The 22,709-nt window shown below is 68.0% G+C and carries 22 protein-coding genes; 3 read left to right on the forward strand and 19 right to left on the reverse strand.

The genetic code is table 11. The features are described from left to right. Positions 1-529 precede the first annotated feature (529 nt). Entirely contained in the window at positions 530-1,981 is a 1,452-nt protein-coding gene (locus QZ471_RS17595; protein ID WP_295466162.1) for an anion permease, read from the reverse strand. A gap of 323 nt (positions 1,982-2,304) precedes the next feature. Between QZ471_RS17595 and QZ471_RS17600 the strand changes: the two genes are divergently transcribed. Further along, complete coding sequence (locus QZ471_RS17600) at positions 2,305-2,829, forward strand: gamma carbonic anhydrase family protein (protein ID WP_295466164.1); 525 nt, start codon at positions 2,305-2,307, stop codon at positions 2,827-2,829. 343 nt (positions 2,830-3,172) lie between these two features. Here the strand turns inward: QZ471_RS17600 and QZ471_RS17605 are convergent, their stop codons facing one another. The 3 genes from QZ471_RS17605 to QZ471_RS17615 form a co-directional block, all read right to left on the reverse strand. Beyond that, entirely contained in the window at positions 3,173-4,096 is a 924-nt protein-coding gene (locus QZ471_RS17605; protein ID WP_295466166.1) for an SdiA-regulated domain-containing protein, read from the reverse strand. Between the two features lie 70 nt (positions 4,097-4,166). Then, positions 4,167-5,072: an SdiA-regulated domain-containing protein gene (locus QZ471_RS17610; RefSeq protein ID WP_295466168.1), complete on the reverse strand. Its 906-nt coding sequence runs from the start codon at positions 5,070-5,072 to the stop codon at positions 4,167-4,169. Positions 5,073-5,150: 78 nt separating this feature from the next. Next, a complete protein-coding gene (locus QZ471_RS17615) occupies positions 5,151-5,816 on the reverse strand; it encodes a fumarylacetoacetate hydrolase family protein (protein ID WP_058774475.1) in 666 nt (221 codons plus the stop codon). 224 nt (positions 5,817-6,040) lie between these two features. Between QZ471_RS17615 and serA the strand changes: the two genes are divergently transcribed. After that, positions 6,041-7,270 (forward strand): phosphoglycerate dehydrogenase, encoded by a 1,230-nt coding sequence (gene serA / locus QZ471_RS17620; RefSeq protein ID WP_295466172.1) that lies wholly within the window; start codon positions 6,041-6,043, stop codon positions 7,268-7,270. 192 nt (positions 7,271-7,462) lie between these two features. On the opposite strand, the gene rpiA is transcribed toward serA, so the two are convergent. Continuing rightward, entirely contained in the window at positions 7,463-8,137 is a 675-nt protein-coding gene (gene rpiA / locus QZ471_RS17625; RefSeq protein WP_295466174.1) for a ribose-5-phosphate isomerase RpiA, read from the reverse strand. A gap of 116 nt (positions 8,138-8,253) precedes the next feature. On the opposite strand from rpiA, the gene ilvA reads away from it, so the two are divergent. After that, positions 8,254-9,780, forward strand: a complete 1,527-nt coding sequence (ilvA, locus tag QZ471_RS17630; RefSeq protein WP_295466765.1) for a threonine ammonia-lyase, biosynthetic — start codon at positions 8,254-8,256, stop codon at positions 9,778-9,780. 595 nt (positions 9,781-10,375) lie between these two features. Here ilvA and QZ471_RS17635 read toward each other — a convergent pair. The 14 genes from QZ471_RS17635 to QZ471_RS17700 all read right to left on the reverse strand — a co-directional run bounded on the left by QZ471_RS17635 (position 10,376) and on the right by QZ471_RS17700 (position 22,682). Beyond that, entirely contained in the window at positions 10,376-10,612 is a 237-nt protein-coding gene (locus QZ471_RS17635) for a hypothetical protein (protein WP_295466176.1), read from the reverse strand. A 59-nt stretch (positions 10,613-10,671) separates the two neighbouring features. Further along, the gene (locus tag QZ471_RS17640; protein WP_295466178.1) at positions 10,672-11,121 is read right to left on the reverse strand and encodes an excinuclease; all 450 of its coding nucleotides are present in this window, start codon (positions 11,119-11,121) and stop codon (positions 10,672-10,674) included. A gap of 100 nt (positions 11,122-11,221) precedes the next feature. Next, positions 11,222-11,620 (reverse strand): hypothetical protein, encoded by a 399-nt coding sequence (locus QZ471_RS17645; RefSeq protein WP_295466180.1) that lies wholly within the window; start codon positions 11,618-11,620, stop codon positions 11,222-11,224. A gap of 23 nt (positions 11,621-11,643) precedes the next feature. Next, entirely contained in the window at positions 11,644-12,876 is a 1,233-nt protein-coding gene (locus QZ471_RS17650; RefSeq protein WP_295466182.1) for a beta-ketoacyl-ACP synthase, read from the reverse strand. Beyond that, on the reverse strand, positions 12,876-13,613 hold the full coding sequence (gene fabG / locus QZ471_RS17655; protein WP_108582923.1) for a 3-oxoacyl-ACP reductase FabG: 738 nt from the start codon (positions 13,611-13,613) through the stop codon (positions 12,876-12,878). The genes QZ471_RS17650 and fabG overlap by 1 nt, the downstream gene beginning before the upstream one ends. Continuing rightward, entirely contained in the window at positions 13,610-14,059 is a 450-nt protein-coding gene (locus QZ471_RS17660; protein WP_295466185.1) for a hotdog family protein, read from the reverse strand. The genes fabG and QZ471_RS17660 overlap by 4 nt, the downstream gene beginning before the upstream one ends. Next, entirely contained in the window at positions 14,056-15,240 is a 1,185-nt protein-coding gene (locus QZ471_RS17665) for a beta-ketoacyl-[acyl-carrier-protein] synthase family protein (RefSeq protein ID WP_295466187.1), read from the reverse strand. Before QZ471_RS17665 ends, QZ471_RS17660 begins: the two co-directional genes overlap by 4 nt. Then, a complete protein-coding gene (locus QZ471_RS17670; protein WP_058786097.1) occupies positions 15,237-15,731 on the reverse strand; it encodes a hypothetical protein in 495 nt (164 codons plus the stop codon). The genes QZ471_RS17665 and QZ471_RS17670 overlap by 4 nt, the downstream gene beginning before the upstream one ends. After that, complete coding sequence (locus tag QZ471_RS17675; protein ID WP_295466191.1) at positions 15,728-16,975, reverse strand: tryptophan 7-halogenase; 1,248 nt, start codon at positions 16,973-16,975, stop codon at positions 15,728-15,730. The genes QZ471_RS17670 and QZ471_RS17675 overlap by 4 nt, the downstream gene beginning before the upstream one ends. After that, positions 16,968-19,292, reverse strand: a complete 2,325-nt coding sequence (locus QZ471_RS17680; RefSeq protein ID WP_295466193.1) for a hypothetical protein — start codon at positions 19,290-19,292, stop codon at positions 16,968-16,970. Before QZ471_RS17680 ends, QZ471_RS17675 begins: the two co-directional genes overlap by 8 nt. Next, positions 19,289-19,873: an outer membrane lipoprotein carrier protein LolA gene (locus QZ471_RS17685; protein ID WP_295466195.1), complete on the reverse strand. Its 585-nt coding sequence runs from the start codon at positions 19,871-19,873 to the stop codon at positions 19,289-19,291. The genes QZ471_RS17680 and QZ471_RS17685 overlap by 4 nt, the downstream gene beginning before the upstream one ends. Beyond that, positions 19,861-20,295 (reverse strand): acyl-CoA thioesterase, encoded by a 435-nt coding sequence (locus QZ471_RS17690; RefSeq protein ID WP_058769075.1) that lies wholly within the window; start codon positions 20,293-20,295, stop codon positions 19,861-19,863. The genes QZ471_RS17685 and QZ471_RS17690 overlap by 13 nt, the downstream gene beginning before the upstream one ends. Continuing rightward, positions 20,288-21,814, reverse strand: a complete 1,527-nt coding sequence (locus QZ471_RS17695; protein WP_295466199.1) for an aromatic amino acid ammonia-lyase — start codon at positions 21,812-21,814, stop codon at positions 20,288-20,290. The genes QZ471_RS17690 and QZ471_RS17695 overlap by 8 nt, the downstream gene beginning before the upstream one ends. Further along, complete coding sequence (locus QZ471_RS17700) at positions 21,804-22,682, reverse strand: glycosyl transferase (protein WP_295466767.1); 879 nt, start codon at positions 22,680-22,682, stop codon at positions 21,804-21,806. Before QZ471_RS17700 ends, QZ471_RS17695 begins: the two co-directional genes overlap by 11 nt. Between the last annotated feature and the right edge of the window lie 27 nt (positions 22,683-22,709).

The raw sequence follows: 22,709 nt of genomic DNA on the forward strand, positions 1-22,709 counted from the left end.
ACGACACCGGAACTCGGCCTCACTGACGGGGACGGGACGCCAGCCTGAGGATTCGGAGTTCAGGGGTCGTAGCGTGGAAAACCGCGCAGCGTTTTCCACTGAGGGAGTAACGCCTATCGCGTGGACAAGGCTGCGCCGTTGTCCACCCTACCGGTTTGCACCCAATGCATCAGGCGCGCTAATCGCCCCGTTCAGGAGGGCGAACGCCAGTGTCGTGGAGTGGGTCGAGCCGCATGGATGCGGCGAGAGGCCTAACGGGCCATGGATGGCCCGTGTAGGCCGACCCCGGAGCGGCGCTGGGGTGAGTGGACCCGGCGCTTCGCGCCGGGCCGGATGACCGGGGCAAGCGTTTTTGCTTACTTTTTTCGCGACTGAAAAAAGTGAGTCGCCCGAGGGGGCGAAACAAAAAGCGTCAAGGCACTCGATAGCCAGCTAAGGAGGCTCCTATTCGTTGGGCTTCGCTATCGCTCAACCCAACCTCCGCTGCTTCGCCCGAGCCACCAAGACACGGGCCTCAGCCCACCCCCCCTCACGCCACCATCATCATCCACGGCACCCCGATCCCCAGCAGCACCAACAAGAACAGCGCTCCAAAGATCGTCCCCAACCGCCAATAGTCGGCGCTGGGCAGGTAGCCGCTGCCGTAGTACACCGGACTCGGGCCGGTGCCATAGGGGGTGATGATGCCCATCAGCCCCAGGGACGTCCCCAGCAGCAGGGCGAACACCGGCAGGTCGATGCCGGGGATGCCCATGCCGGCGGCCAGCATCACCGGCAGCAGGGCCGTGGTATGGGCGGTGGTGCTGGCGAACAGGTAGTGGGCGAGATAGAAGACCACTACCAGCACCACCATGGCGGTGCCGGCGTGGAAGCCGCCCAGGTGGCCGGCGACCCACTGGCCGAACCAGGCGACGAAGCCGACCCGGGTCAGGCCATCGGCCAGGGCGACCAGGGTGGCGAACCAGGCGAAGGTGTTCCAGGCGGCCTTGTTGCCCAGGGCATCGTCCCAGGTGATGACCTTCAGCAGCAGCATCAGCACGATCACCAGGATGCCCACCAGCGCCGGATCGGCCCAGGCGGCGCCGAAGATCCACAGCGCCAGGGCACCGATCACCAGGGCCAGCAGCAGCTTCTCGTTGCGCGTCAGAGTGCCGAGTTCGGCCAGTTCCTTGGCCGCCCACAGCGGCACCTGGTCGTTGCGCTTGATCTCCGGCGGATACAGCCAGTAGGCCAGCAGCGGCAGCAGGGCCAGCAGGAGGATGCCCATGGGCGCGGCGGCGATGAACCACTGGCCCCAGCTGATGTGCAACTGGGCGGTCTTCTCGATCAGCGCGGTGGCCAGCAGGTTGGGCGCCAGGGCGGTGAGGAAGAGGGTGCTGGTCACGCAGGTGGAGGAGATTGCCACCCACATCAGGTAGGAACCGATACGCCGGGCGCTGGGGTCGTTGGGCTTGGAATCGTAGAGCAGCGGCAGGTTGCGGATCACCGGGTAGACGGTGCCGCCGCTGCGTGCGGTGTTGGACGGGGTGAAGGGCGCCAGGGCGAGGTCCGCCAGCATCACCGCATAGCCCAGGGTGAGGGTTCGCCGGCCCATGGCCTTGACCAGCAACAGCGCGATGCGTCGACCGAGACCGGTCTTCTCGTAGCCCAGGGCGAACATGAAGGCGCTGAAGATCAGCCAGACGGTGTTGTTGGCGAAGCCCGCCAGGCCCCAGCGCAATGCCTCTTGGGGCGGGCGGAAGCCCGGCGTGGCCAGTTGCTCTGGACTGAACAGTACCCAAGGCGCCAGCAGGACGGCTAGGGCCACGCCGATCAGGCCGATCACCGCGCCGGGCAGGGGTTCGAAGATGAGGCCGACCACCACCCCGGCGAACAGGGCGAAGTACAGCCAGGCGTGCGGGGCCAGGCCGTCCGGGGCGGGCAACAGGGCCAGGAGGCCGGCGACGGCCAGGGGCAGCAGGAATTTCCAGGTGGTACGCATCGGGCTCTCGCAGATTCCGGTGGTCTCGGGAAACCGGCCAGGGCCGGGATGGCTGATGGATGACATGCAGCGCCTTCCCTGCGCCTGCCAGGCTCCCTTGCCTACAGCGGCGCCAAGCTTTGCAAAGCGCGAAGCCCTTTCCCAGCGCCCTGGCCGTGGTCATTCGTCGCAGGCCGACGGCCTTGGGTTCCTCGAAGCATTCTTTACTTATCGAGAATGACTTGCAACGAGGCGGGAAGCTCGTCGCCATCGATTGCACCCGTGGTCCCGACCTGCGAACAATCGGGCGTTCCGCCAACGACAACAACACGAGGAAGAGCAGCATGAAATACCGCCTGGGGAAACAGAGTGTCGAGGCCCATCCGCAGAGCTGGGTCGCACCCACCGCCGCGGTGATCGGCAAGGTGCGCCTGGACGAGGGCGCCAGCGTCTGGTTCGGCGCGGTACTGCGTGGCGACAACGAGCTGATCCACATCGGCCCGGACAGCAACGTGCAGGACGGCGCCGTGCTGCACACCGACCCAGGCTCGCCATTGACCCTGGGCCGCGGCGTGACCGTCGGGCACCAGGCCATGTTGCACGGCTGCGAGATCGGCGACGGCAGCCTGATCGGCATCCACGCCGTGGTGCTCAACGGCGCGCGCATCGGTCGTCATTGCCTGGTGGGCGCCAATGCCCTGGTCACCGAGAACGCGGTGATCCCCGACGGCTCCCTAGTGCTGGGCTCGCCGGCCAAGGTGGTGCGCACCCTGAGCGAGGCCCAGCAGGCCCAGCTGGTGGCCAACGCCCAGGTCTACGTGACCAATGCGCGGCGTTATCTGGAGGAGTTGTTCGAGCAGGGGGAGTAGGGGCGAGCAGGAGCCGCACTTCGCGCTGGATGACCCCCTCTCCCTCCGGGAGAGGGCTGGGGTGAGGGCGGCTCGGCGGTAGAGCGAGTCCAGTTTCTCACTTATCGCGGCCATGCCGGTGCGCCGTAGCGATCGCTCCTACAGCTCAAAGCGCCTGTAGGAGCGGCCCATGGCCGCGATCAAACACTACGCCGACGCAGCTGCGTAGCGTGGAAAACGGCGCAGCCTTTTCCACATGGAGACTAGGTGCCCGGCGCGCCCTCACCCCAACCCTCTCCCAAGGGGAGAGGGGGCTGTTCGAGCAAGCGCTTGGCTCCATCGGCGACTAAGGTAAGCATCTACCTCACGGCTTCTCGAAGCGATAGAACAGATTCGGCTCGCTGACCACGTACAGCCGGCCCTGGTCGTCCATGGCCACGCCTTCGGCCTGGGGCACGCTGCGACTAAGGCCGTGCTGGCCACGCAGCAGCGACAGCGAACTGATCGGCTTGCCGTCGTCGTCCAGCTCCAGCACCAGCCGCGACTGGTCGGAGAGGGCCAGTAGGTGACCCGTGCCGGGATCGAATTGCAGGCTTGAGAGGTCACGCACGAACAGCCGACGATCGCGCTGCGGATCGGTGCGCAGCGACAGCGCCTGCAGGCCCTCGAAGGCCTGGCTGCCGAGGCCGTCGATCTCGTAGATGCGTACCGGATCGCTCTCCTTGGCGACGAAGAAGCGCTCGCGGGCGGCGTCGTAGGCCAGGCCTTCGTTACCGCGGTTGTCGCTTGCCACGTCGCTGAGACTGAAGGGATGGCTGACGCGGCGGTCATCGATGTCCACCGCGCGGGTGTCGGCGCCGATCTGCACCCGCACCAGGCGCTGGCGGCGCTCTTCGCTGATCATGTAGACGCCCGGGGCGATGTATTCGATGGCTTCCGGATCGCTGAAGCCCTTGAGGTCCACCTGGCGCAGCAGCCGGCCGTCCAGATCCAGTTCGAGAAAGCGCGCCGGCTTGTTGGTGACGCTGACCAGAGTGCGGCGATCCGGATCGAAGCTCAGCGCCGAGACGTCGGTGATGCCCTCGCCGATGGGACGGGCCTCCACGGTGACGCGGTAGGCCGGCAGCCACAGCGAACGCGCCTGGCGGCTCTCGGCCTGGAACTGGCTCTGGACATTGAACCAGAGGCGTTCGAAGAGGCGATGCTGCTGGGCTACCAGGGTCAGGGCCAGCAACAGCGCAGCGCCCAGCACGGCGCCGAGCAAGCGAAAGGAAAACAGCGGGAACATCGGCAGGGTCCTACGACAGCACTGCGGCGCAGCCTAAGGGCGCCTGGCTGAATTCAAGCTGAATAAGGCCTCATTGCCCCGGCCCGGACACCTTGCGAAACACATGGAAGATGTTGGGCTCGCCGATGATGTAGAGATTGCCGGCCTCGTCCAGGGCCACGCCTTCCGGTTGCTCCAGGGTGGCGTCCAGACCGTGCAGGCCGCGTCTCAGGCTGATGAAGCTGACCGGCTGGCCCTCGGCGGTGTACTCCACCAGGATGTGGGACTGGTCGGACAGTGCCAGCAGGTGACCGGTGCGTGGATCGACCGCTATCGCGGAATAGTCGATCACCAGTTGCTTCAGCGGGAAGGGCTGCAGGCTGCCGGAGACGCCACGGCCGTCGCTGGCCAGGGTGAAGAGGGCGGCCGGATCGCGTTCCTTGCTGAGGATCAGCCGCTGGCGCCGCGGGTCCCAGGCGATGCCTTCGAAGCCCTTGTTGCCGGCGTCGGGAAAGCCCAGGTCGTGGTGTTCGAAGGTATTGGCGTCCAGCTCCTGCGTGGCGTCGGTGAGGGTGAACAGCGACAGGCGCCGCTGGCGTTCGTCGACGATGGCCATGCGGCCGTCCGCCAGGGCGGTCACCCCCTCCAGATTCGAAACGTTGCGGATCGGGATGCGCCGGAGGATGTCGCCGCTCAGGCTCAGTTGCACCAGGTAGGGGTTGCTGCCGGTGACGGTGAAGAGGGTGCGGGTGCGCGGATCGTAGGTGAGGTCGGAGGTCTCGGCTTCGGCCAGGCCCGGCAACTGCTTGCCCTGGATCACCGCCTGGTAGTCCGGCAGCCAGACCGAAGCGGCCCGCACTTCCGGCGGCGTGCGGTACTCCTGCCACCAGAGCAGTGCCCGGTCGTTCCAGTGCCAGACGACGCTGAGGACGATCAGGACCAGCAGGACGAAGGCGGGGAGCAGGCGCGACAGGAGGAGGCGGGGGAGTCTGGACATGCGGCTTCTTGTTGGATAGTCGCCAAGTACCAGACGCACCATCGCCAGGCACTCGCCCGGCGACGGTGGGTGGCGGTTTTATAGCACGCGGGTTTCGAAGCGGCTAACGCCCGGCAGCTCCAGTACCAGCTCATCGCCCACATTGAGCGGTCCGACACCTACTGGGGTGCCGGTGAGGATGACGTCGCCCGGTTGCAGCGAGAAATGCCCGGCGATGGCCTGGATCAGTGGCAGGATCGGGTTGAGCATGTCGCGACTGTTGCCGTCCTGGCGCACTTCGCCGTTGATGGTCAGGCGCACCGGGATGTCGGCCAGATCCTCGAAGGCGTCGCCTGGCACGAAGGGTGCGAGCACGCAGGCGCCGTCGAAGCTCTTGGCGATCTCCCAGGGATAGCCCTTTTCCTTGAGGCGGCTCTGCACGTCGCGCAGGGTCAGGTCCAAGGAGGGGGCGAAGCCGGAAATGGCGTCGCGCACTTCCTCGGCGGAGGGCTTCTTCGACAGCGGTTTGCCGATCAGCACGGCGATCTCGGCCTCGTAGTGCACCGAGCCCTGGTCGGTGGGGATGGCGAAACCTTCAGCCACCGGCACCACGCAACTGGCCGGCTTGATGAACAGCAGGGGCTCGGTGGGAACCGGGTTGTTCAGTTCCTTGGCGTGTTCGGCGTAGTTGCGGCCGATGCAGACGACCTTGCCCAGAGAGAAGTGGATCTTGGTGCCGTCGAGGTACTGGTGCTGATAGGCCATCTTGTGCTCCTGATGAGTGGCGTCCGCCCACGATCTTAACCAAAAGCGGCGGCCGCGGGGCGGTGCTGGTCGCGAGGCGTTCATGGTCGCCCTGAGAAAGCTTCAGGTCGCAACCGGACCTGCACGCGGTCGCTCATGGTAAGATGGCGCCCCTTCGCCGCTGGCGACTCCGGTCGGATCGCCGCGCAGGCTCCCTCTCCTTGGAAACCCTGGATTCAACGCAGATGAGCAAGACTTCCCTCGACAAGAGCAAGATCCGCTTCCTTCTTCTGGAAGGCGTCCACCAGTCCGCCGTGGATACCCTGAAGTCCGCGGGTTACAGCAACATCGAGTACGTCACCAGCTCCCTGCCGGAGGCCCAGCTCAAGGAAAAGATCGCCGACGCCCACTTCATCGGCATCCGTTCCCGTACCCAGCTCACCGAAGAAATCTTCGATTGCGCCAAGAAGCTGGTCGCCGTGGGTTGCTTCTGCATCGGCACCAACCAGGTCGATCTGCAGGCCGCTCGTGAGCGCGGCATCGCCGTATTCAACGCGCCCTATTCCAATACCCGTTCGGTGGCCGAACTGGTGCTGGCCGAGGCCATTCTGCTGCTGCGTGGCATCCCGGCCAAGAACGCTTCCTGCCACCGTGGTGGCTGGATCAAGAGCGCGGCCAACTCCTTCGAGATCCGCGGCAAGAAACTGGGCATCATCGGCTACGGTTCCATCGGCACCCAGCTGTCGGTGCTGGCCGAGGGCCTGGGCATGCAGGTGTTCTTCTACGACGTGGTCACCAAGCTGCCCCTGGGTAATGCCCAGCAGGTCGGCTCGCTCACCGAGCTGCTCGGCATGAGCGACATCGTCACCTTGCACGTGCCGGAAACCCCCGCCACTCAGCTGATGATGGGCGAGCGCGAGATCCGCGCCATGAAGAAGGGCGGCATCCTGATCAACGCCGCCCGCGGCACCGTGGTCGATCTCGATGCCCTGGCCGCCGCCATCAAGGACGAGCACCTGATCGGCGCCGCCATCGACGTCTTCCCGGTGGAGCCGCGCTCCAACAACGACGAATTCGTCTCGCCGCTGCGCGGCCTGGACAACGTCATCCTCACCCCGCACATCGGCGGCTCCACTGCCGAGGCCCAGGCCAACATCGGTCTCGAAGTGGCCGAGAAGCTGGTCAAGTACAGCGACAACGGCACCTCGGTGTCCTCGGTCAACTTTCCCGAAGTGGCCCTGCCGTCGCACCCGGGCAAGCACCGCCTGCTGCACATCCATCAAAACGTGCCGGGCGTGCTGTCGGAGATCAACCGCGTCTTCTCCGAGAGCGGCATCAACATCTCCGGCCAGTACCTGCAGACCGACGAGAAGGTCGGCTACGTGGTGATCGACGTCGACGCCGAGTACTCCGACCTGGCCCAGGAAAAGCTGCAGAACATCAAGGGCACCATCCGCTGCCGCGTGCTGTTCTAAGTTTTCCGGTGACATGAAAAAGCCCCGGTCGGGTTCGCCTGACCGGGGCTTTTTGCTTGCGTGCTGGCGGAAGGTCTATCGCGGCCATGCCGGTGCGCCGTAGCGACCGCTCCTACAGAGGTGATACTTTTGTAAAAGCGGCCACATCGGCGGACCGCCATGGCCGCGATAAAGAGCCGAAAAGATAACGCCTCAGCTCCGCTCCAACCGCTCCACGCCCTGGGCGGTGCCCAGCAGCAGCACGTCCGCCGGGCGGGCGGCGAAGAGGCCGTTGGCGACCACGCCGACGATGTTGTTGATCCTGGCCTCCAGGCCCACCGGATCGACGATGTGCAGATTGTGCACGTCGAGGATGACGTTGCCGTTGTCGGTCACCACGCCGTCGCGGTACTCAGGATCGCCGCCCAGCTTCACCAGCTCACGGGCCACGTGGCTGCGGGCCATGGGGATGACTTCCACCGGCAGCGGGAATTCGCCGAGGACGTCGACCCGCTTGCTGGCGTCGGCGATGCAGATGAATTTGCGCGCCACGGCGGCGACGATCTTCTCGCGGGTCAGGGCCGCGCCGCCGCCCTTGATCAGGTTGAGATGGCCGTCGGCTTCGTCGGCACCGTCCACGTAGAATTCCAGGTCGCTGACGCCGTTGAGGTCATAGACGGTGATGCCGTGGCTTTTCAGCCGGTCGGCGGTGGCCTGGGAGCTGGCCACGGCGCCGTCGAATTCCAGCTTGTGCTTGGCCAGCAGGTCGATGAAGAAGTTGGCGGTCGAGCCGGTACCCACGCCGACCACGCTGTCGCGGGAGAGCTGGGGAAGGATGAGGTCGACCGCGGCCTGGGCGACGGCCTGCTTGAGCTGGTCCTGGTTCATGGGGGTATCCACAGGGAAAACGGGTGAAGGGTCGCCGATTATAGCCGCTCGGACGGCCTGGCTAACCTCCCCGGGGATGCCCGTAGTAGACTTTTCGCCCCCGCCGCACCCACCGGATCGCCCCGCCGATGCTCGAACAGTACGTGAAGAAGACCCTGCTCGCCCCCGTCTACGACGTGGCGATCGAAACGCCCCTGCACCCGGCGCGGGCACTCTCCGAGCGACTGGGTTGCCAGGTGCTGCTCAAGCGCGAAGACCTGCAGCCGGTATTCTCCTTCAAGATCCGCGGCGCCTACACCAAACTGGCCAGTCTCTCGACCGAAGAGAGGGCCCGCGGGGTGATCGCCGCCAGCGCCGGCAACCACGCCCAGGGCCTGGCCCTGGCGGCCCGTGAACTGGGGGTGCGGGCGATCATCGTCATGCCGCGCACCACGCCCGAACTCAAGGTCATCGGCGTGCAGTCCCGCGGCGGCGAGGTGGTGCTGCACGGCGATGCCTTCCCCGAGGCCCTGGCCGAGGCGCTACGGCTGGTCGAGGAGCAGGGCTACACCTTCGTCCCGCCCTATGACGATCCCGATGTCATCGCTGGCCAGGGCACCGTGGCCATGGAGATCCTGCGTCAGCATCCGGGGCGCCTGGATGCCATCTTCGTCCCCGTCGGCGGTGGCGGTCTGATCGCCGGCATCGCGGCCTATGTGAAGTACCTGCGCCCGGAGATCAAAGTGATCGGCGTCGAGCCGGACGACTCCAACTGTCTGCAACAGGCCATGGCCGCGGGCGAGCGGGTGGTCTTGCCGCGGGTGGGCCTGTTCGCCGACGGCGTGGCCGTGGCCCAGATCGGCCACCACACCTTCGAGGTCTGCCGGCGCTATGTCGACGAGGTGATCACCGTCAGCAGTGACGAGATCTGCGCGGCGATCAAGGACATCTACGACGACACCCGCTCCATCACCGAGCCGGCCGGCGCTCTGGGCGTAGCGGGCATCAAGAAATACGCCGAGCGTGAAGGTTCGGGTGGTCAGGTGCTGGTGGCCATCGACTCGGGTGCCAACATCAACTTCGACCGGCTGAGACACGTGGCCGAGCGCGCCGAACTGGGCGAGCAGCGCGAAGCCATCATCGCCGTGACCATTCCCGAGCGGCCGGGCAGCTTCCGCGCCTTCTGCGAAGCCCTGGGCCGGCGGCAGATCACCGAATTCAACTACCGCTATCACACTGGCCAGGAGGCCCATATCTTCGTCGGGGTGCAGACCCATCCGCAGCGCGATCCGCGCGAGGCCTTGCTGCAGGGGCTGCGTGACCAGGGCTTCCCAGTGCTGGACCTGACCGACAACGAGCTGGCCAAGCTGCATATCCGCCATACCGTGGGCGGTCATGCGGCGCGGGTGGATCAGGAGCAGGTGTTCCGCTTCGAATTCCCCGAGCGCCCGGGTGCGCTGTTCGACTTCCTCGAACGCCTGGGCGGGCGCTGGAATATCAGCATGTTCCACTACCGCAACCATGGCGCGGCGGATGGGCGGGTGTTCGCGGCACTGGAGGCCAGCCAGGCCGAGCGACCGGAGCTGCTGGCGACCCTGGATGCCATCGGTTATCGCTACTGGGATGAGACGGAGAATCCGGCGTACCGGTTGTTCCTGGGCTGAGGTTAGAGGATGTTGGGCTTCGCGGCCTACAGGTAGGGTGGATAACGGCGCAGCCTTATCCACCGTTGGCACCGGCGCCTGTCAGTGGAAAACGCCGTACGGTTTTCCACGCTACGGCGATGATCGCGGCCATGGGCCGCTCCTACAGGGAATGACGCTTTGGTAGGAGTGGTCCATCGGCGGACCGCCATGGCCGCGATGAGCCTACAAGCCCACGCTGAACCAGACCGCCCCCTCTCCCTCGGGGAGAGGGCTGGGGTGAGGGTAGCCCCATACCGGAAGGTCCAGCCCGTTGGACTTCGCTGCGCTTGGCGCCAATCTAAGGGTAGGGTGGATAACGGCGCAGCCTTATCCACCTTTGGCAACGGTGCACGTCGGTGGAAAACGCCGTACGGTTTTCCACGCTAGGGTGAGCGCGGCAGATCGCGGCCATGGGCCGCTCCTACAGGGAATGACGCCTTTTTAGGAGCGCCGCAGCGGCGGACTGCTATGGCCGCGATGAGCCTATAAGCCCACGCTGAACCAGACCGCCCCCTCTCCCTCCGGGGGAGGGTTGGGGTGAGGGCAACCGGACGCCAGGAACCCTAGCGTTGGGCTACGACGCCAGCTGCTCCACCCGGATATCCGTCAACCCGTGCACCTCGGCTTGCCGCAGGATGGCCTCGGCGGGAGCATCGGCGGGGGGCAGGGCCAGGCTGTTCTCGGCGTCGGCGCGGAGGTGTTCCAGCAGCGCCAGGGCCGCCTCATGCGGCGCGAGAGTCGTTTGCGGATGCTCGAGGTCGAGCTGACGGGATTCGCCGTCCTTGCGATAGTGGACGCGGAACTGGGGCATGGCGGCGGCCTCGGCAGGGGTCTCTAGACAGACCCATCCGGACGCACCGCCGTTCCGGCCTACTTCAGGATGACCAGTTTGCCCTTGAGGGCGACACCGGCCATGAGGGCGCCGGCGTGGCACTCGTAGCGGGTAGGATCGCTCCACTCGTTCTTCTTGTAGTAGCTGGTGATGTCGGTGACGGCGTTGGCACCGGCGGCCTTGGCGGCTTCCTGCAGGCGGATCAGCGCCGATTGCAGCACCCAGCGGCAGGCGACTTCGTCGGTCTTGTTGAAGGCGTTGGTCTTCTGGTTGGTGGTGATGCTGGAATTCACCACGGTGGCCTTGCCGGGGACCGGATTGCCGGCCAGGTAGAACTTGACGCTGCCATCCAGGCGTTTGGCCGCCAGGGCTTCCTGGACGACTTCGGCGAAGGGCAACTGCAGGGTGGTGTCGCGCGCCTGGGCGGCGGCGGGCAGCAGGGCGGCCAGGCTCAGGGCGAGGGCCAGTTTCGGGACGAGAGTGCGCATGATGACTTCCTTGTGGACGGGGGTGATTGTTTAACGCAGAACGCCTGGGCCGTCAGCTAGCGGGCCAGCGTTCTGCGACATCGCGCAAGCGAAGTACCTTTCACTCCGCTGCGGCCGTGGGCGCCGGCAGCTGCAATTGCCGACGGATGTCGGCGTCTAGCTGCTGCACCCAGCGATTGTAGTTGCGATGGATGCGTTCGCCATCGTAGTCGAGGCCGGCGCTGTCGCGGTAGCGGATCTGGTAGCCCTTGGTGCTGTAGGGGATGTCGACCCAGGCCTGGTGACGGCCACGTACCAGAATGCTAGCGACGATCATGCCGGGACTCTCGTCGCCCACGGTCCAGCCGCGGGTTTCCAGCACCTCGACGATGGCGCGGCGAATATCGGCGGCGTTCTCCACCCGATCGGCGGGGAAGACCTCCTGGGGTGTCACCAGCGGTGCCTGGGTACAGGCGGCGAGCAGCAGCAGGCCGAGGACGAGCGACAGGCGACGCAGCATGGAGGTACCTCGTTGGGTGGTCATCAGGACCAGCGGCGGAAGATCAGCGAGGTGTTCACCCCGCCGAAGGCGAAATTGTTGTTCATCACGTGGTCGGTGCGCAGTGTCCGCGGACCGTCGCGCAGGTAGTCCAGTTCGCCGCACTGAGGGTCCAGCTGGTCGAGGTTGAGGGTCGGTACGAAGCGTTCCTCGTTCATCATGGCGATGCTGAACCAGGACTCCAGGGCGCCGCAGGCACCGAGGGTGTGGCCCAGGTAGCTCTTCTGCGAGCTGATGGGCATGCCGGAACCGAACAGCGCCTGGGTGGCGCGGGTCTCGGCGATGTCGCCCTGTTCGGTGGCGGTGCCGTGGCCGTTGACGTAGCCGATGGCCTCCGGGGTCAACCCGGCGTCTTCCAGGGCCAGCTCCATGGCGCGCTGCATGGTGGCCTGCTCGGGACGGGTGGAGTGCTGGCCGTCGGCGTTGCTGCCGAAGCCGACGATCTCGGCGTGGATGTGCGCCCCGCGGGCCAGGGCGTGCTCCAGTTCTTCCAGCACCAGGATGCCGGCGCCTTCGCCGATCACCAGGCCGTCGCGCCCCTGGTCGTAGGGCCGCGGCGAGGTGTGGGGCGCGTCGTTGCGCAGACTGGTGGCATAGAGGGTGTCGAAGACCATGGCCTCGCTGGGACAGAGTTCTTCGGCGCCGCCGGCCAGCATCAGCGGGAGGCGGCCGAACTTGATCGCCTCGTAGGCGTAGCCGATGCCCTGGCTGCCGCTGGTGCAGGCGCTGGAGGTGGGGATCAGCCGGCCCTTGAGGCCGAAGAACAGGCTCAGGTTGGCCGCCGCCGTGTGCGGCATCATGCGCACATAGGTGTTGGCGTTGAGGCCCACCGCGGCGTCGCTGAGCAGCATGTTGGCCAGCGCCTTGATGTCGTCGGTGCTACCGGTGGAGGAGCCGCAGGCCACGCCCATGCGGCCGTCGGCGATGCTGGCGTCGTCCAGCAGCCCGGCATCGGCCAGGGCGCGCTCGCCGGCGGCCACTGCCAGCTGGGAGACGCGCCCCATGCTGCGCAACTGCTTGCGGGTCCAGTGGCTGGGCACCTGGAAATCGACGATGGGGCCACCCAGGCGGGTGTTCATCTCGGTGTAGCGGTCCCAGGCGTCCATGCGGCGGATGCCGCTGCGGCCGGCGAGGAAGTTGTCGCGGATGGTCGGCCAGTCACTGCCCAGGGCGGTGACGCCGGCCATCCCGGTGATCACGACGCGGCGGCCGTTCATCAGCACAGTCCTCCGTTGACCGCCAGCACCTGGCGGGTGATGTAGCCGGCCTCGGGGGCGAGCAGGAAGGCCACGGCGTGGGCCACTTCCTCGGGGGTGCCCATGCGCCCGGCGGGAATCATCTCGAGGATCTTCTCCACCGGTACGTGCTCGTCGAGGATCTCGGTATCGATCAGCCCCGGGGCCACGCAGTTGACGGTGATCTTGCGCTTGGCCAGCTCCACGGCCAGGGCCTTGGCGGCACCGATGAGGCCGGCCTTGGAGGCGCTGTAGTTGACCTGGCCGCGATTGCCGATCAGCCCGGACACCGAGGTGATGCAGACGATGCGCCCCGGCGCGCGGCGGCGGATCATCGGCATGACCACCGGGTGCAGCACGTTGTAGAACCCATCGAGGTTGGTGCGCAGGACCAGGTCCCAGTCCTCGCCGGTCAGCGCCGGGAAGGCGCCGTCGCGGGTCAGGCCGGCATTGCAGACCACCCCGTAGTAGCCGCCGTGGGCTTCGGTGTCGGCCTCCAGGATGGCGGCGCAGGCGGCGCGGTCGCCCACGTCGAATTGCAGTACCCGGGCACTGCGACCCAGGGCCTCGACCTCGGCACGCACGGCCTCGGCCTCCTCGCGGCGGCTGCGGCAGTGCAGCACCAGGTCGTGGCCGGCGGCGGCCAGGCGTAGGGCGATGGCGCGGCCCAGGCCGCGGCTGGAACCGGTCACCAGGACCGGGGCGGGGGCGACGCTCATGGCGCGGGCTCCTCTAGGTACAGATCCGCCTGGGGCGGACGATAGACGTTCAGGCGGGCACTGGCCTGGCAGCCAGGGCCTTGCAGATGGCAGTCGAAGATGGCCATGCCATCCTCGTTTTCCAGCGCCGACTGGGCGCGGATGCGCAATTCGGCGCCAGCGGGAAAGGCTGGTACGTCGCAGGCGAATTGGCGGGTGCCGAGCAGGAAGCCCAGCGCCGGTGCCTCGGCACGGCGGCGTGCCTGGCAGCCGGCGAAGGCAGCCACGCTCTGGGCCATCAGCTCCACGCCGATCCAGGCCGGCAGGGCGCCGTCGGCGTCGGTGAAGAGGCCGGGACGCACCACCAGGCGAGTCTCGATACCGCCGTCGTCGCAGGCGAGGATCTCGTCGATCAGCAGCATGTCGCCGGCGTGGGGCACCAGCTCGGCGAGGGTCCAGGGGATCATGGGGTGGCTCCGAGGATCAGGCTGACGTTGCTGCCACCGAAGGCGAAGCTATTGCTCATGGCGTAGCGGCGGCCGTCCAGGCGGCTGTCGGGTGTGGTGAGTGCCAGGCGCGGCAGGGCCGGATCGGGCTGGCCATCCCAGAGTTGCGGCGGCAACTGGCCGGCGGGATTGAGGGTCGGATCGAGGGTCAGCCAGGCGAAGGCGGCTTCCAGGGCGCCGGCGGCGCCGAGGGTATGGCCGGTCAGCGACTTGGTCGACGAGCAGGGTACCCCGGCCGGGAACACCGCCTGGGTCGCCTGGCTTTCCATGGCGTCGTTGTGCGGCGTGGCGGTGCCGTGCAGGTTGAGATAGCCGATGTCGCCCGGTTGCAGGCCGCTGGCGCGCAGGGCGGCCTGCATGGCCTGGATGGCGCCCCGACCGCTGGGATCGGGCGCGGAGATATGGTGGGCGTCGGAGCTGGCGCCGCCGCCGAGCAGGGCGATGGGACCGGGCTCGCGGGTCAGCAGGAACAGCGCCGCCCCCTCGCCGATGTTGATGCCGCATCGATTGACTGAGAAGGGATTGCACAGCGACTCGCTGATGGCCTCCAGGGCGGCGAAGCCGTTCAGGGTCAGGCCGCAGAGGCTGTCGACGCCGCCGCAGAGCACGGCGTCGCAATGGCCCTGGACCAGCAGCCGCCGGGCGCTGAGCAGGGCGCGGGCGCTGCTGGTGCAGGCGGTGGAAAGACCGTAGCAGGGGCCGCTCAGGCCCAGGTAGCGGGCGAGGAAGTCGGCCGGTGCCACCAGCTCCTGCTGGGCGTACTGGTAGCCCTCGGGCAACTGGCCGCTGCGCTGGTGCACGGCGATGCCCTGGCTGGCCTCGTGGATGCCGGAGGTGCTGGTGCCCAGCACCACGCCGATCCGAGCCGGGCCGTGGCGCTCGATGGCCTGGCGCACCTGGGGCTCGATTTCGGTCAGGGCGGCCAGCAGCAACTGGTTGTTGCGACTGAAGAAGGGCGTCCATTCCAACGGCCAGGCCGGCAAGGCGGCGGTGACCGTCCCCACCGGCGGCTGGCGCTCGGGAATCCAGCCCGGCGTAGGCTGCATGCCGGAGCTGTCGCCGGCGAACAAGCCGCGCGCTACCTCGGCCTTGCCCTGGCCCAGGGCGCAGAGCAGACCCAGGGCGTTCAGGTAGGCGCTCAAGGCGTGGACTCCGGGAGCAGGGTCAGGCGGTAGCTCGGTTGCTCCGGCGCCCTGAGTTCCAGGCGGTCGGCGGCGGGATAGCGCACCTGCCAATTCTTGAGGGTGCGGCTGCCATCGGCATTCTGCCGCCAGTCGCCCGCGGCATAGGCCCGGGGCAATTGCTCAGCGGGCGTCAGGGCGAACAGGAGCACGGCGAAGAAGGCTCGCGCCTGGGGATTGGGTGGCAGGAGGCCGTCGGCCTGCCAGGCACCGTCGATGAATTGCTGGCGCGCCTGGGGCACGCCCAGGGGATCGAACAGCGAGAACCTCAGATGCTGGCCTTCCGGCTGGATCGCCAGCAGCAGGGCGTCGCTGCTGGCTGGCGTCTGGCGCTCCACCTGGTAGACGCGCGCACTGTCCAGTGGCGGCAGACTACTGGGCAGCGGCGGCTGGCTGGCACAGGCGGCGAGCAGCAGGCCAGCCAGGAGGATGAGCGGACGGAGCAAGGTCATGCAGGATGGGCCGAATTCAGCTGGCAAAGCTCCACGAGCAGGCGCAGGCGCCGCTTGGGTTCCTTGACGAAGGGGTTGCGCACGTCCCAGGCGTAGCCGGCGAGGATGGCGCAGATCATGCTGCGGATCTCCGGCTTGGCGTGCTCGAAATAGATGACGTCCTGGAAGCTGCCATCGTACCAGCCCTCCACATAGGCGCGGAACGTATCGACGCCCGCCTTGAGCGGCTGGGCGAATTCGCTTTCCCAGTCCACCGGCTCGCCGCGCAACTGGCGGTCCACCAGGGGGGCGGCCAGGCTAGCCGAGCGCAGGGCGATGGTGACGCCCGAGGAGAACACCGGATCGAGGAACTCGGCGGCGTTGCCCAGCAGGGCGAAGCCGGGGCCGTGCAGGCGCTTGACGTTGGCCGCGTAGCCACCCAGTTCACGCACCGGGGTATCCCAGACCGCATTGTGCAGCACCCGGGCCAGGCTCGGGGTCTCGGCTACCCAGTCGCGCAGACAGGTGGCGAGATCGGCGGCGCGTCCGGCATAGCGCTCGGCGGCGGCGACCACGCCCAGGGAGGTGCGGCCATCGCTGAAGGGAATGGTCCAGAACCAGACGTCACGCAGGGTCGGGTGGGTGGTGATGAGAATGCGTTCGCGGTCGAAGCGGGGATCGTCGATGCGGTCCTCGACATGGGTGAAGAGGGCGCGCCGCATGGGGAAGTTCGAGGGCGCCTCCAGGTCCAGCAGGCGCGGCAGGACGCGGCCGTAACCGCTGGCGTCGAGCAGGAAGTCGGTGCTGAGGCGATAGGCGTGGCCGTCGTCGCCCAGGACGTCGACCAGGGTCTTGGCGCCGTCTTCGCCGAGGGTCACCGCGGTCACCCGCTGGCCGTAGCGGATCGCCACGCCCTGGCGGGCGGCGTCGTCGGCGAGAATCTTGTCGAAGGGTCCGCGCTGGACCTGGAAGGTGCTGCGCCCGCCGCTGTAGGTGTCGCGGAAGTCGAAGTCGGTGTAGCGCTCGCCCCAGGCGAAGGCCGCGCCAATCTTGGTCTGGAAGCCGGCGGCTTCGACCGCCGGCAGCATTCCGGCTTCCTCGACGAAGTCCAGGCTATGGGACAACAGGCTCTCGCCTATGGAGAAGCGCGGGAAATGCTGGGCTTCCAGCACCAGCACCGCATGACCGCGACGCTTGAGCAGGGCGGCGACCACGGCGCCCGCCGGGCCGGCGCCGATGACGATCAGGGGATGATGTTCAACCATGACGAAGGTCCTTTTCGTGGGAGATGGGTGGCGACGCCCAGGGCGCCAGCAGGAAGCTGAACACCAGGCCCAGGCTGATGGCCAGGCCGAAGTTGGCGATGGCCGGGGTGCTGCTGAGCATCAGCAGGCCGAAGGACAGCCAGCTGCCGACCCCCGACAGCAGGCCGCCGAGCAGACTCACCGCCGCGCCGCCGATGGCCTCGTGCATGAGGATGGCGTAGTCCACGCCGATGGCGGTGATCAGTAGTAGGGCGAACAGGCTGAACAGGGTCAGCGGTTGGCCCAGCCAACCCAGGCAGGCCAGGGCGGCTAAGGCGGCCAGCAGCGGCAGGCAGACGATGCGCAGCGCCGCGCGCCGGCCGAAGGCCCAGAGCAGGAGCAAGAAGATGGCACCCGAGGCCAGCAGCTTGAGCTCCACCGCCAGGCGCTGGGTATGGACGAACAGCCCGCGCAGCTCGCCCAGGCGATCCACCAGCTGCACGCCGGGCAGGCCGTCGGCCACCGTCTGCAGGAGGCGGGCATCGCCCAGGCCTTGCAGGCTGACCAGCCCGGCCGCGCCGCCAGCGGCCGTCCGGCCTAGCCAAAGCGGTCGCCAGGGTTCGCCCAGGGGGCCGGCCAGGGCTTGGTCGAGATCGAGGTCAGGCAGGCTCTGCAGTTGCTTGAGTTCAGCGTCCAGCGCCTCTTTGGGAATACCCACCGCCAGCAGGGGTTGCAGGCGCTCGCCCCAGCCAGCCAGGGCCTGGCGCAGTTCGGCCTGGGCGGCGGCGGGGGCAACCAGACCGCTGAGGGCGCGATAGCCCTGCAGCTTACCGTCTGCGACCAGAGCATCGAGGCGCTGTCCCAGGGCGCTCTGGCGTTGCAGTACCTCATCGGCATTCGCACCGCGCACCAGGAAGAACTGGCTGGTGGGTTGCAGGCCGGTAAGGCGGGCGATGGCCTGGGCTTCCCGGGTCAGCGCCGGGTCCTGGCCGAGCCAGAGGCGCAGGTCGTTTTGGGTGTGCAGTTGCCAGAGGCCGGCGCCGCAGAAGGCCAGCAGCGCCAGGAGCAGTGGCAGGCTGCCGGTGCGGGCCAGCAGCCGCAGGCGCAAATCCAGCAGACGCTGCATGAACCGCAGGGGCGCGGCCGGCGGCGCCAGGTCCAGGCGTTGCCACCAGGCCGGCAACAGGCAGACGGTGGTGAGGTAGGCGCCGATCAGACCGGCAGCGGAAAACACCGCCACCTGGGTCAGCGCCGGAAAGGGCGTGCAGGCCAGCGCCAGATAACCGAGCAGATTGGTGGCCAGGCTGAGGGACAGCCCGGGCAGCGTCTCGCGCAGGATGGCCGTGGCGTCCCAGGGGCCACCCTTCCAACTTTTGCTCAGGTAGTGCAGCGGATAGTCGGCGGCCACCCCGGTGAGGCTGGCGCCGAGGATCAGGGTGAGGGCATTGATCTGGCCGAACAGCAGCACGCAGGCGGCGCTGCCGGCCAGCAGGGCGACGCCCACCGCCAGGAGACTGAGCAGCACCCGCCAGCGGCGGAACAGCCCCAGCAGCAGCGCCAAAGTGCCGAGGGTGGCCAGGCCGCCGATCAGCGACATCTCGCGGCTGGCGGTGGCCTGGCCGTTGGCGGCGTACCTCAGGCCACTGGCGGCCAGCAACTGGCCACCGTCGGCTACCACCTCTCGGCGGGCGGCCTCGATCAGGGCCTCCACCTGGGGCGGGGCATCGAAATCGAAGGCGTCGGCGCGGGTGCGGGCGCGGACCAGTGCCCAGGTTAGGCCGTCGCCCTGGGTCAGCAGCAGGCCGCTGCCGGCATCGAATTGTACCTTGCTGGCCGGGGTGAGCTGGCGCTGCAGCAGCAGGCCGAGACCGAACCAGTCCTGCTCCAGGGGCAGCGCGCCAGCGCCGGCGAAGGGATCGAAAAGGGCGGCGGCGCGGGCTTGCAGATAGGTGTCGGGCGTCTTGAGCAACTCGTCGCGCGCGGGTCCCGGTGCCAGCGCCAGGCGACTGGCCAGGAGTTGCTGGCGCAGGCCGGGCAGGTCCGGCGCGAGTTGCCATTGCACCTTCTCGAACAGCGGCTCTCGCGACCAGGTTTGGCCCAGCCGCGCGACCAGGGCTGCTACCCGCTCGCGCTGGGGATGGCCGACCAGCAGCAGGACCTCGCGATTGAGCGGCTCGGCCATGCGCGCCTCGGCCTGCAGAGTGAGGGCATCGCCAGCGCCCTGGGGCAAGAGTGCCAGCAGATCGGCGGCCACCGGCGGGCCATGTCGCCACTGCCAGGCGCTGAGCGCCAGCAGGGCGAGCAGGAACAGCAGGAAAGGACGGTGCAGCCGGGTCACTGGAAGGCCGCGCGCTGATCGGCGGTCAGGGTGTCGCTGGCCTGGCCCTCGAGCCTGAGCAGGCTACGGTCGCCCTGGGTCTCGCGGATTTCTACCTGTTCCACCAGCTTGCCGCCCTGGATGAGGATGCCGTCGAATACCTGCTTTAGCAGCGCGCCGCGTGGGGTGAGGCGCAGCTGCCAGTGACTGGCGTCACCGCTCAGGGCCAGTTCGAAGTCGCGTTCCAGGCCGCTGCGATCACCGCCGAGCACGGCGAGGAACAGCGCACTCTGGCGGGCGGCCAGATCGCTGCCGGGCAGGGGCGTCCAGCCGGCGGGTGTCTGCTTGGCGATGGCACCGGGGGTGATGCGGTAGGTCTGCGCCAGGGGCTTCTCCAGCCGCCAGAGCAGGCCCAGGCCCCGGGCCAGGGTGAAGTGGCCGCTGCTGGTGAGCGGTTGCGGCAGGGCGCGCAGAAAGCGCTGCTGGACGAAACTGCCCTCGACCACCGCCGGCCGTGCCAGTTGGGTGGCCAGGTCATCGAGGTTGAAGGCCTGGGCCAGGGGGGCTGCCAGCAGGAGCAGCAGGGCGATCAGCTTGCGCATGCCAGGGCCCTCTCCACGGCGTCGATGAAGACCTTGGGCGAGGCCAGCTGCATCTCGCGGCTGGCCATGTCCACGGCGACCTGCACGGTGCTGGCGCGGGTCAGGCGCTCGCCAGTGGCGGCGTCGCTGATCAGGTAGTTGAGCTTGAGGCGATTCTCCCATTCCACCAGGTCGGCCCGCACGCGCACGCGCTGCTGGAACAGCAGGGGGCGGATGTAGCGGATCTGCAGGTCGATCACCGGCCAGCCATAGCCGGATTCGCGCATCTGCAGGTAGTTGTGGCCGAGGCGGTCGAGCAGGGCGCAGCGCGCCACTTCCAGGTACTTCACATAATGGCCGTGCCAGGCGATTTCCATCATGTCGACGTCATAGAAGGGGATCTGGATGTCCACCTCCACCTGCAGAACACCAGCTTTACGCATAGAGCCTCCAGTGGCGGGCGCGGATCAGGGTAAGGGCCTGGCGCAGTTCGGCTTCCAGGGCGCGGTCTTCGCGCAGCGGTGGGAAGGTCGCGCCGAGTTCGGCATGCATGGCGGCCAGGGGGCCGGGTGGTTCGACGCCCTGGGCGCAGCGCAGCCAGACGCCCTGCTGGGCGGCCAGCAAGGTAGCGGCGGCCACCTGCTCGGTGAGCTCCAGCACGCGCAGGGCGTCGCGGGCGGCGATGGTGCCCATGCTGACCTTGTCCTGGTTGTGGCACTCGGTGGAGCGTGAAAAGACGCTGGCCGGCAGGGTGCCCTTGAGCGCCTCGGCCGTCCAGGCGCTGGCGCCGATCTGCACCGCCTTGAAGCCGTGATTGAGCATGGCGCGTTCGGCCGGTGCCCCGGAGAGATTGCCCGGCAGGCCGTGGTTGTAGCGGGCGTCCACCAGCAGGGCGAGCTGGCGGTCGAGCAGGTCGGCGACGTTGGCCACCAGGGTCTTGAGACTGTCCATGGCGCAGGCGATGTGGCCGCCGTAGAAGTGGCCGCCGTGCAGCACCCGCTCGTCCTCGGCATCGATCAGCGGATTGTCGTTGGCGCTGTTGAGTTCGGTCTCGATGAACTGGCGTAGCCAGGGCAGGCTGTCGGCCAGGACGCCCAGCACATGGGGCGCGCAGCGCAGCGAATAGCGATCCTGCAGGCGGTGCAGCGGCGCCGCCGGGCCTTCGGCGGCGAGGTCGCTGCGCAGCCAGGCGGCCACCTCGCCCTGGCCCGGATGGGGCTTGGCGGCGAACAGGCGCTGGTCGAAGTGCTCGGGATTGCCGGCCAAGGCGAACACGTTGAGGGCGGTGATGCGGGTGGCCAGACGCAGCAGGTACTCGGCGCGGGCGAAGGCCAGGCAGGCCAGACCGGTCATCACCGCGGTGCCGTTCATCAGCGCCAGGGCTTCCTTGGGCCTGAGCACCAGGGGCGCCCAACCCAGCTCGGCATGGACGTCGGCGGCTTCCCGCACCTCGTTGCGCCAGCGCACCTGGCGCTCGCCGCAGAGGGCGGCGGCGACGTAGGACAGCGGGGTGAGATCGCCGCTGGCGCCCACCGAGCCTTCCTCGGGAATCAGCGGCAGGATGTCTTCGCGCAGGAAGGCGGTGAGTCGCTCCAGCAACTCGACGCGCACCCCGGAGACGCCCTGGCACAGCGACTGCAACCGCGCCGCCAGCACCGCGCGGGTTGCCGCCGGGTCCAGGTGGCGACCCAGGCCGCAGCCGTGGAAGGTGTAGAGCTGGCGTGGCAGCGCCTCGACCTGGGCCAGGGGCACGGCGACCACGCAGGAGTCGCCGTAGCCGGTGGTGATGCCATAGACCGAGCCTTCGCGGGCCAGCAGCGAATCGACGAAGCGTGCGCCGCGGGCGATGCCATCGCGGAAGGCGGCGTCGTCCTGCAGCGTGGTGGTGGCGCGGCCTTCGGCCAGGGCGATCAGGTCTTCGATGGCGAGGGCGGTGCTGCCGAAACGGACCTTAGCGTTCATCGCGACTCCAGAACGGATAGAAGTTGAACCACTGCCGCGGCGCTTTCAGGCAGTAGGCGGCGAGGCGCTCGGCATAGGCCTGGGCCAGGCCCTGGATGCCGGCGGCGCGTTCCTGGCGGCGCCAGGCGGGAATGGGGGCGAAGTCTTCCAGGTAGACGTGGTAGCCATCGTCCTGGCGCAGGCAGAACAGCAGATTGGTCGGGCAGCGCAGCAGGTGCGCCAGCAGCCAAGGGCCCTGGGGAAAGGGTGCCGGGGCGCCGAGGAAGTCCACCGCCACGGTACGGCCGCCATGCAGCGGCACCCGGTCGCCAGCGATGGCCAGCCATTCGCCGCGCTCCAGGCGCTCGCTCAGTTGCAGCATCACCGCCGGGTCCAGCTCGCTGACCTGGATCAGCCGCAGGTCGCTGGCGCCGGCTTCTTCCAGCAGGCGATTGAAGGCCTCGGCGTGGCGAGTGTGCACCAGCACGTTGAGGCGCACCCGGCGCCCCAACTGGGCCAGGGCGCGACAGACTTCCAAGTTGCCCAGGTGGGCGGTAACCAGGATCTCGCCACGCGGGGCATTCATCCGCGCGTGGACCTGGTCGTCGTCGTGCAACTGCACCTGATCCAGGCCGAGCCGGCCGTTCCAGGCGTCGAGCTTGTCCAGCAGGGCTTCGGCGAAGGCCATGAACTGGGCATAGCCGCTGCGCCAGCTGGGGCCCAATTCGGGCCGACCACTCCAGGTGGCCAGGCGCTGCTGGTACTCCTGGATGCCGCGGCGGGCACGCCCACCGAACAGGAAGAAGTACAGCACGATCAGCCGCAGCAGCGGGGCGATGGCACGCCGGCCCAGATGCCGCGCCAGCCAGGCGGTGAGGCGCATGAGCATGGGGCTGCCACGCTCGCGCTGCTGTGC

This window comes from uncultured Pseudomonas sp. (assembly GCF_913774235.1).
Classification (GTDB): domain Bacteria; phylum Pseudomonadota; class Gammaproteobacteria; order Pseudomonadales; family Pseudomonadaceae; genus Chryseomonas.